Raw genomic sequence first — 7,743 nt, 5'->3', positions numbered from 1 at the left:
ATGCTGCTCGTGCTCGGCGTTCCAGGGCGGGCTGTCATGGACGTCATGGGCTGGTCCCACGTGGCCATGACAACCCGCTACCAGCACATGACGCCCGACCTGATGACGTCGATCGCCGACCAGATCGGCGGCCTGTACTGGGAGCCCGAAACCGAGACCGAAGGAAGCGACGAAGACGGCGACGGCGAGCCGCCGGAGGGCGCTTCAACTGCCGTCTGAGATGGGGAACTGCTACCCAAACTGCTCACCTTGAGCGAAACGCCGGGCCGGACATCACGTCCGACCCGGCGTTTGCGCTGCTCATCACTGCGGAAGCGGGGGGATTTGAACCCCCGGTGGGTTGCCCCACGCTCGATTTCAAGTCGAGTGCATTCGGCCGCTCTGCCACGCTTCCCCTGCGCTCAGGGTAGCGCGCCGCGATCAGTACCGGCCCCGGTGGGCGGGACCGCACCGCCCGCCACGCGGGTCGCCGCACCGCCCGCCTCTCGCCTGCCGCTCGGCCCTACTCGTCGAGCTGCTCCAGATGGCCGAGCACGCGGGTGAACGCCGATCCCAGCGCGGCCTGTTCGTGGTCGGTGAGCAGGTCGACCATGTGCGCGCGGACCCCGGCGACGTGGGTCGGCGCGGCCGCGCGCAGCACGGCGGCGCCGTCGCCGGTGAGGTCGGCCGTCACGCCACGCTTGTCCTCGGGGTCCTTGCCGCGGCGGATGTACCCGGCACGCTCCATCCGGCCGATCTGGTGGGAGAGCCTGCTCTTCGTCGAGCCGAGCAGGGCGGCGAGCTCGCTCATGCGCATGCTCCCCGTCGCCGTAGCCGACAGGGCCGCCAACACCTCGTAGTCGATCAGTGAGACGTCGTGGGCCTCCACCAGTTCCCGATGCAGCCGCTGCCGCAGGCGCAACGTCGAGACCATGTACGGCCGCCACGCGGTCATCTCCGTTTCGGTGAGCCACCGCGTGTCGCCAGGGTCAGCAGCGTCAACAGCCATGCCCGGAGACTAGAACCTTCCGGCTCGTCCGGCTTGTGCACCTCCGCCGACGGGAGCACGCTGGGGGTACGGAGGGAGCCGGCAGGGCCGAACGCCTCCGCCCACCGGGCAGCTCGCCGGCTCCGCCCCGGGAAGGGTCAGGTGGTGCCATGGCAAGAAGATCAAGGCATAGCCGGCGGCCCACGGCGCCGAACCCGGTGCGACACCGGGCACAGGGCCCGCCCGCGCCGGAGACCGCGTTCCCCGCGACCGGGGCAGCGACAGCGGCCCGGTCGCGCGGCAGCGGGGCGCATGCACCTCGGTCGCCGGTGATTCGTCCATCGCAACCTCGGTAAGCGCCTGGGCGCGGCCGCGCGCCGTGCCCAGGCCCGACCAACGGCCTGCGGGGCGAAGCAGACAGTCAGAATCCTCCGTGAGATGCAGCAGTGCCCGTCCCCCGCCGAGGCGGGGAACGGGCACTGCCTCACTGCCGTCGTCCTACTCGCGCGGGGTCAGGACGTGACCTCGTGCGCACGGTCGCTGGCCTGCGCGGCGACCTTCTTGTTCGCCGACCGCTGCTTGGCCACCTCGGCCTTGTTCTTCTTCTCGGCCGGGGCGATGTGGTTGACGTCCTCGGTGCTCAGCGCATACTGCGCCGTCACCTCGGCCATCGCGTCGGCGTTGACGTCCAGGGCGTCGTAGTCGACGTTGCCCAGGTTGTCGCACGCCGTGTGATAGCAGGAGTCGTACGCCTCACCGGCGGTTCCGCCCCACTTGGCGGCCTGCTCCTCGGTCTTGATGTCCTCGGCGCCAGTGAACAGGCCACCGGCCGGGATGCCGTAGGCGATGAACTCGCCGTAGTCGGAGCGGCCGGTGAAGTCGCTGCCCTCCGCTTCGATGCCGCGCGAGGCGAGCGAGTCCTCGAACGCCGTCTCGATCTGCGCCGAGCCGTACGGGCCTGCGCCCGCACCCTCACCCTCGGAGTCGTCACCGTCGAGGGTGAAGTAGCCGGCGTTCGGCGAGCCGATCATGTCGAAGTTGAGGTACAGCGCGATGTCGAGCTGCTGGTCCTGGCTCAGCGAGTTGACGTAGTGCGTCGAGCCGACGAGGCCGAACTCCTCGGCGCTCCACCAGGCGAACCGGACCTTGTTGTTGACGTCCGGGGAGCCGCCGAGCTGCAGCGCGGTCTCGAGCAGCGCGGCCGAGCCGGTGCCGTTGTCGTTGATGCCCGCACCGTCGGTGACGCCGTCGAGGTGGGCACCGGCCATCACGACGTTGTCGTCGCGCCCGGTGGTCGTCTCGGCGATCAGGTTGTACGTGGTCCGCTCCTCCTGCAGCTGCCGCAGCTCGAGCGTGATGTCCTGCCCGTCGGCGTCGATCAGCGTCTGGGCGTCCTCCTGGCTGATCCCGCCGGTCGGGATCTCGGCGCTCTCGGCGTCGCCGAGCGTGCCGTTGAGCGGACCCGGCTCGTTGTTGTAGACGATCGCGGCGACGGCGCCCGCCTCGGCCGCGGCGGACTGCTTCGCGGCGAACGAGCAGCTGCCACGCTGCACGAGGGCGATCTGGCCGGTGACGTCACCGAAGTCGGACGCCTCGCATCCCGGGGTGTCGTCCGGCTCGACGGCCGCGACCGGGGCGGTCAGGCCGCCCTCCTCGGTGTTCTTGCTGTACTCCATGACGACGACAGGCACGTCCTCGCCACCGACCGTGAGCTTCTCGGCGAGCGTCTCGGTGTAGGTGAACGGGAACTGCTGGCGCGTGATGTCGTACCCGGCGTCCTCGAGGCGCTGCGCCATGTACTCGGCGGACGTCTCGTGCCCGAGCGAACCGGCGACCCGATTGCCGTCGTGAACGTCGGCGATGCGCTGCATCGCGATCAGGTGCCGCTGCATCGCGCCGAGCTCGACCTTGTCCGGCAGCTCGTCGGGCAGCGACTTCGGCGCGGCCTGGGCCGCGGCGGTGCCGGTGAGCACCAGGCCCGCACACGCCGCAACGGCGGTGACGGACCGCAACTTCCCTCTACTGAATGACATCTACAGCCCCTTCTGACGTTGCGGCGTCACTTTTGTGCGAGTTCTCCGAATCGTCAAGGTCCGTTCGTAGGAAGAACACGTGGCCACAAGGGAATGACGGTCACCGGCGGCCATCGGTGAGGTCCGGACCGGTGCCACCGGTCGCGGTTCCCTGCCACCGGGCCACGTTCTGTCGAGTGACATACAGTCGCGGTATGCGCGCGATCATGCTCCGAGAACCCGGACCTCCCGAGAACCTCGAGCTGACCGAGGTGCCCGACCCCGAACCCGCACCCGGCGAGGTGCTTCTCGACGTCGCGGCCACGGCCGTGAACCGCGCCGACGTGATGCAGCGGCAGGGGAACTATCCACCGCCGCCCGGCGCCAGCGAGATCCTCGGCCTGGAGTGCTCGGGCACCATCGCCGCGCTCGGCGAGGGCGTCACGGGCTGGCAGGTCGGCGACGAGGTGTGCGCACTGCTGGCAGGCGGCGGCTACGCGGAGAAGGTCGCCGTGCCCGCGGGCCAGCTGCTGCCCCTGCCGAACGAGGTGGAGCTGCACTCGGCCGCCGGGCTGCCCGAGGTGGCCTGCACCGTGTGGTCCAACCTCGTCATGCACGCGGGTCTGTCCGAAGGGGACGTTCTGCTCGTGCACGGCGGCGCGGGCGGCATCGGCACCCATGCCATCCAGGTGGCGAAGGCGCTCGGCGCGACGGTCGCCGTCACCGCCGGTTCGGACGACCGCCTCGACCGGTGCAGGCAACTCGGCGCGGACATCACCGTCAACTACCGCGAGCAGGACTTCGTCGAGGAGATGAAGGCGGCGACCGGTGGTGCCGACGTCGTGTTCGACAACATCGGCGCGAAGTACCTCGACCGCAACATCGACGTGCTGCGCGACAGCGGCCACCTGGTGATCATCGGCATGCAGGGCGGTGTGAAGGGCGAGCTGAACATCGGCAAGCTGCTGCGCAAACGCGGCACCGTGTCGGCGACGGCGCTGCGGTCGCGGTCGCTCGAGAGCAAGGCGGCGATCGTGGCCGACGTGCGCACGCACCTGTGGCCGCTGCTGGATCAGGGCACGGTGCTGCCGGTCATCGACCAGGTACTGCCGCTCAGCAGTGCCGCGCAGGCGCATCGCGCACTCGACGAGAGCGGCGTGTTCGGAAAGATCGTCCTGACCGCGAAGTGACCGCGGCGCGGTTCGCGTCTCAGGGCAGTTCGGCCAGCACGCGCGCGAGCTGGCCGATCTCGAAGCCGTTCGAGTAGTGGGCCAGGCCGATGCGCACGGCCCCGCCGACCTCGCCGATGCCCAGCGCCTCGAACAGGCCGCAACTGCCCGGGTCGGCGAACGCGCAGAGCCCCTGGCGGGCCAGGTAGTCGGCGACGTCGGAGGCCTTGCGGCCGTCGACGTAGAACGCCAGCGCGGGAATCCGCCGCATCGGGTCGCCGAGCACGGTGACGTCCGGCAGCGACCGCAGGTCGGCGGCGAGCCGGTCGAGCAGCCCCTCCTGGTAGGCCTTCGCCGAACCGAGCGAGGCGAGCAGCCGCTCGCGGCGCGTGCCGGTGGCGGAGTCGTCGAGACCCGCGAGGTAGTCCACCGACGCGATGAGCCCGGCGAGCAGCGGGTACGGGTGCGGGCCCAGTTCGAGCCGCTCCGGGCCCGCCACCTCCGGTGACAGCGCCGCGGGCGGCAGCTGTGCCAGCAGGTCCGGGTCGCGGAACACGAGCGCCCCCACCGCAGGTCCACCCCAGGCCTGCGCGGACAGGACGACGACGTCGGCGCCGAGTGTGGCCATGTCGAGTGGGACGAACGGCGCGGCGTACGTCGCGTCGACGACCATCAGCGCACCCGCCTGCTGCGCCGCCGACGTGATCGGCTCCAGGTCGGGACGAGTACCGACGGCGCCGGATGCCGCGGTCACGGCGACGGCCTTGGTGCGGTCGCCCATCAGGTCGGCGTACTGCCACTCCGGCAGCTCGCAGTTCTCGATGTCGATCTCGCCCCAGCGGGCCTTACCGCCGACGCGGTTCATCGCGCGCAGCCACGGCGCGATGTTGGCCTCCTCGTCCAGCCGGGAGACCACGACCTCGTCGCCGATCGTCCACCGCGCGGACAGCGTGTCCGCGAGGCGTGCGATCAGCACGGAGGCACTGGGCCCGAGGACGACGCCGTCGGGCTCGCCTCCCACGAGGTCCGCCACGGCACGCCGTGCCGCGGCCACGATGCTTTCCGCCCGCTGTGAGGCCGGGAACGCTCCGCCCGGACCGGAGACCGGAGCCCGCATCGCCGTCGAGACGGCCGACGCGACCTGTTCGGGGACGAGCATTCCGGTTCCACCGTCGAAGTGAATCCAGCCGTCACCCAGAGCGGGGAACAACCCACGGATCCGAGCGACGTCAAACGCCATGCGACAAAGGTACGGAGGCGAGTTTTCGCCGCGCAGCCGGGGTATGGAGTCCGGATCGACCGTCACCATCGACGATGGCCGAATTGCCCGGTTGCCGCTGCTCGGGCGAACATCGGCGTCCCCCGACCGGCGCGCCCGGCGCGCCCCGGCGGGTTGAGTACCCTCGATACCTGCGACACCCTCCCTGATCGAGCCAGGATGGAGCTATGACGGAGCCGAACACCCCGTACGCCACGCCCTCGGAGGACCAGCACGTCATGGTGGTCGGACCCGACGGTTCGCCTGTCGGCGCCGCACGGATCAACCCCGAGGCCGCCGACGGTGAGACCGAGCACGCCGGCGAGTCCGTCAGCGACATGGTCGAAGAGCCCGCGAAGGTCATGCGTATCGGCACGATGATCAAGCAGCTCCTCGAAGAGGTGAAGGCCGCGCCGCTGGACGAGGCGAGCAGGCAGCGGCTGCGCGAGATCCACCAGACGTCGATCACGGAACTCGAGGAGGCGCTCGCACCGGACCTGCGCAAGGAACTGGAACGCCTCGTCGAGCCGTTCACCGAGGACCGCACCCCGTCCGACGCCGAGCTGCGGATCGCGCAGGCCCAGCTCGTCGGCTGGCTCGAGGGGCTGTTCCACGGCATCCAGACGGCGCTGTTCGCCCAGCAGATGGCCGCCCGCGCCCAGCTCGAGCAGATGCGCCGCGGCCTGCCGCAAGGATCCGCCGAAGGCGCCCCGACCGGCATCGGCAATCCGGGCCAGTACCTGTAACCACCGCCGCCGTCGCCGTCCGAGTCGCCCGCGCCGTTCGAGCCGTCGGCGCGGGCCGCCGTCAGTCCTTCAGGCTGTTCAGCCAGCGGTTGATCGTCACGGAGTAGTCGTCGCCGTACTGCTGTTCGCCGCGGGCGACGGCCGCGCGGACCTTCACCTCGACCTGCTGCGCGAACTCCGGCTTCACGAACACGAACTGCCAACTGCCGCTGCGCGCCTGGAACGGCCCCAGCTGCGAATACCCGGCCACGGCGATGGGCACGTCGAGTCCGTGCACCTTCTCGGGAATGTTCTGACCCGGCGAGGGCACGACGATCACCGCGGGATCGTGGGTGCGCACGACGGAGTCGGGCCGCGCCCCGTCGGCGATCAGCCCGTTGTTGCGGCCGCTGTAGTCGACGGCGTTCCAGCCGCTGTAGTACGGGATCACGCCGGGGTCGGCGACAGCGACGGTGCGCGCGCCCGCGGGCACGTCGGCGTCGGCGAGTCCCCTGCCGATGGCGGCGTGGGTGCGTGCGAGATCGGTGCCGGTGTTCGCCACGGCGGGCAGGCCCGGCGAGGCGACGCCCGCCACGGCCACCCAGCCGACCACGACGACGCCGACACCCGCCTGCACGAACCGCACACCGGCCATCGCCGCCACGGCCACACCGGCCGCCAGGCACAGCACGGGGAACACCGTGAAGGCGTAGCGGTGCAGCGCATCCGCCTCCGGCGGGCCGAACACGACGAGGGGCAGCCCTGCGGCGAGCACGGTCACGCAGAAGAACGCGCCGACACGCCGCAGTTCGGGCCACGTCAGCAGCGCGACCGTGAGCAGCAGCAGCGGCGCGAGCACGACGACCGTCGACCACAGCCACTCCCCGTCGAAGCCGAGTGGGCCGACCGCGTCGCTCCACGGCTTCGGCACGAGGTGGCCGTACTGCACGACCGTCCACACGATGCATCCCACGCCGAGTACCGCGGCCGCCGTGAGCCCCGCACGCGCCTGCCCGGAGAACCGCCGTGACCGGAACCAGACGACGAAACCGGGCAGCACCGCGATCAACGCCTCGGGCCGCAGGGTCGCGGCGAGCACCAGCAGCAGCGGGGGTTCGAGGTCGACGACGTGGCGCTCCTCGACGACCCGCATGCCCAGCACGGCCATGCGCAGCACGACGAGCGCGACCAGGCCCGTCTCGAGCCCGCCGGCGAGGTGGAAGTAGGTCGGGAGGAACAGCACGTAGGCGCAGCCGGCCACGACCGCCGCGGCGCCGTCGACCGCGCGCATCAGCAGCACGAGCGTCGCCACACCCGCCGCGACACCCGTGATCTGCGCGACGAGCACCGGGTCGGCACCGAACAGGGAGAAGAGCGACTGCCACAACGTCCACAGGAGGCTCGTGAACCCTTCGACCGGGTTGTGGTCCCCGACGTTGTAGACGAGACCGTGCCCTTCGGCGAGGTTTCGGGCATAGCGGGCGTCCACGAATGCCGCGTCGGTGACGTACGACCACGCCATCCAGGTGCCGAACGCGAACACCAGCAGCAGGCCCGCCGCGGTCACGGCCAATCGACTCACGGCCGCAAACTACCAGCGCGTCCACCGGCC

At 70.8% G+C, this 7,743-nt stretch carries 6 protein-coding genes, 1 tRNA gene and 1 pseudogene; 3 read left to right on the top strand and 5 right to left on the bottom strand.

Going from position 1 to position 7,743, the window contains the following annotated elements; translation table 11 throughout:
- Window positions 1-219 (top strand): annotated as a pseudogene (locus LY13_RS21775) (hypothetical protein); the annotation flags it as partial.
- Between the two features lie 90 nt (window positions 220-309).
- On the opposite strand, the gene LY13_RS21770 reads toward LY13_RS21775, so the two are convergent.
- The 3 genes from LY13_RS21770 to LY13_RS21760 form a co-directional block, all read right to left on the bottom strand.
- A tRNA-Ser gene (locus LY13_RS21770) sits at window positions 310-394 on the bottom strand.
- Window positions 395-502: 108 nt separating this feature from the next.
- A complete protein-coding gene (locus tag LY13_RS21765) occupies window positions 503-988 on the bottom strand; it encodes a MarR family winged helix-turn-helix transcriptional regulator (protein ID WP_253830465.1) in 486 nt (161 codons plus the stop codon).
- A gap of 491 nt (window positions 989-1,479) precedes the next feature.
- Entirely contained in the window at window positions 1,480-3,000 is a 1,521-nt protein-coding gene (locus LY13_RS21760; protein WP_253830464.1) for a M28 family metallopeptidase, read from the bottom strand.
- Between the two features lie 194 nt (window positions 3,001-3,194).
- Here LY13_RS21760 and LY13_RS21755 point away from each other — a divergent pair, with 194 nt between their 5' ends.
- Entirely contained in the window at window positions 3,195-4,169 is a 975-nt protein-coding gene (locus LY13_RS21755; protein ID WP_253830463.1) for an NAD(P)H-quinone oxidoreductase, read from the top strand.
- A gap of 19 nt (window positions 4,170-4,188) precedes the next feature.
- Here the strand turns inward: LY13_RS21755 and LY13_RS21750 are convergent, their stop codons facing one another.
- Window positions 4,189-5,388: a cysteine desulfurase-like protein gene (locus LY13_RS21750; protein ID WP_253830462.1), complete on the bottom strand. Its 1,200-nt coding sequence runs from the start codon at window positions 5,386-5,388 to the stop codon at window positions 4,189-4,191.
- 206 nt (window positions 5,389-5,594) lie between these two features.
- Here LY13_RS21750 and LY13_RS21745 point away from each other — a divergent pair, with 206 nt between their 5' ends.
- Window positions 5,595-6,152, top strand: coding sequence for a bacterial proteasome activator family protein (locus tag LY13_RS21745; protein ID WP_253830461.1), 558 nt, complete (start codon window positions 5,595-5,597; stop codon window positions 6,150-6,152).
- A gap of 61 nt (window positions 6,153-6,213) precedes the next feature.
- Here the strand turns inward: LY13_RS21745 and LY13_RS21740 are convergent, their stop codons facing one another.
- Window positions 6,214-7,713 (bottom strand): DUF8728 domain-containing protein, encoded by a 1,500-nt coding sequence (locus tag LY13_RS21740; protein ID WP_253830460.1) that lies wholly within the window; start codon window positions 7,711-7,713, stop codon window positions 6,214-6,216.
- Between the last annotated feature and the right edge of the window lie 30 nt (window positions 7,714-7,743).

Source organism: Prauserella aidingensis (assembly GCF_024171865.1).
In the GTDB taxonomy this organism is placed as follows: Bacteria; Actinomycetota; Actinomycetes; order Mycobacteriales; family Pseudonocardiaceae; genus Prauserella; species Prauserella aidingensis.
The sequence above is the reverse complement of the archived record's forward strand: the minus strand, read 5'-3'. Positions and strand labels throughout refer to the sequence as shown.

Coding starts and splice junctions, on each gene's coding strand:
- LY13_RS21765 (WP_253830465.1), bottom strand. CDS start 988: ATGGCTGTTGACGCTGCTGACCCTGGCGACACGCGGTGGCTCACCGAA.
- LY13_RS21760 (WP_253830464.1), bottom strand. CDS start 3,000: ATGTCATTCAGTAGAGGGAAGTTGCGGTCCGTCACCGCCGTTGCGGCG.
- LY13_RS21755 (WP_253830463.1), top strand. CDS start 3,195: ATGCGCGCGATCATGCTCCGAGAACCCGGACCTCCCGAGAACCTCGAG.
- LY13_RS21750 (WP_253830462.1), bottom strand. CDS start 5,388: ATGGCGTTTGACGTCGCTCGGATCCGTGGGTTGTTCCCCGCTCTGGGT.
- LY13_RS21745 (WP_253830461.1), top strand. CDS start 5,595: ATGACGGAGCCGAACACCCCGTACGCCACGCCCTCGGAGGACCAGCAC.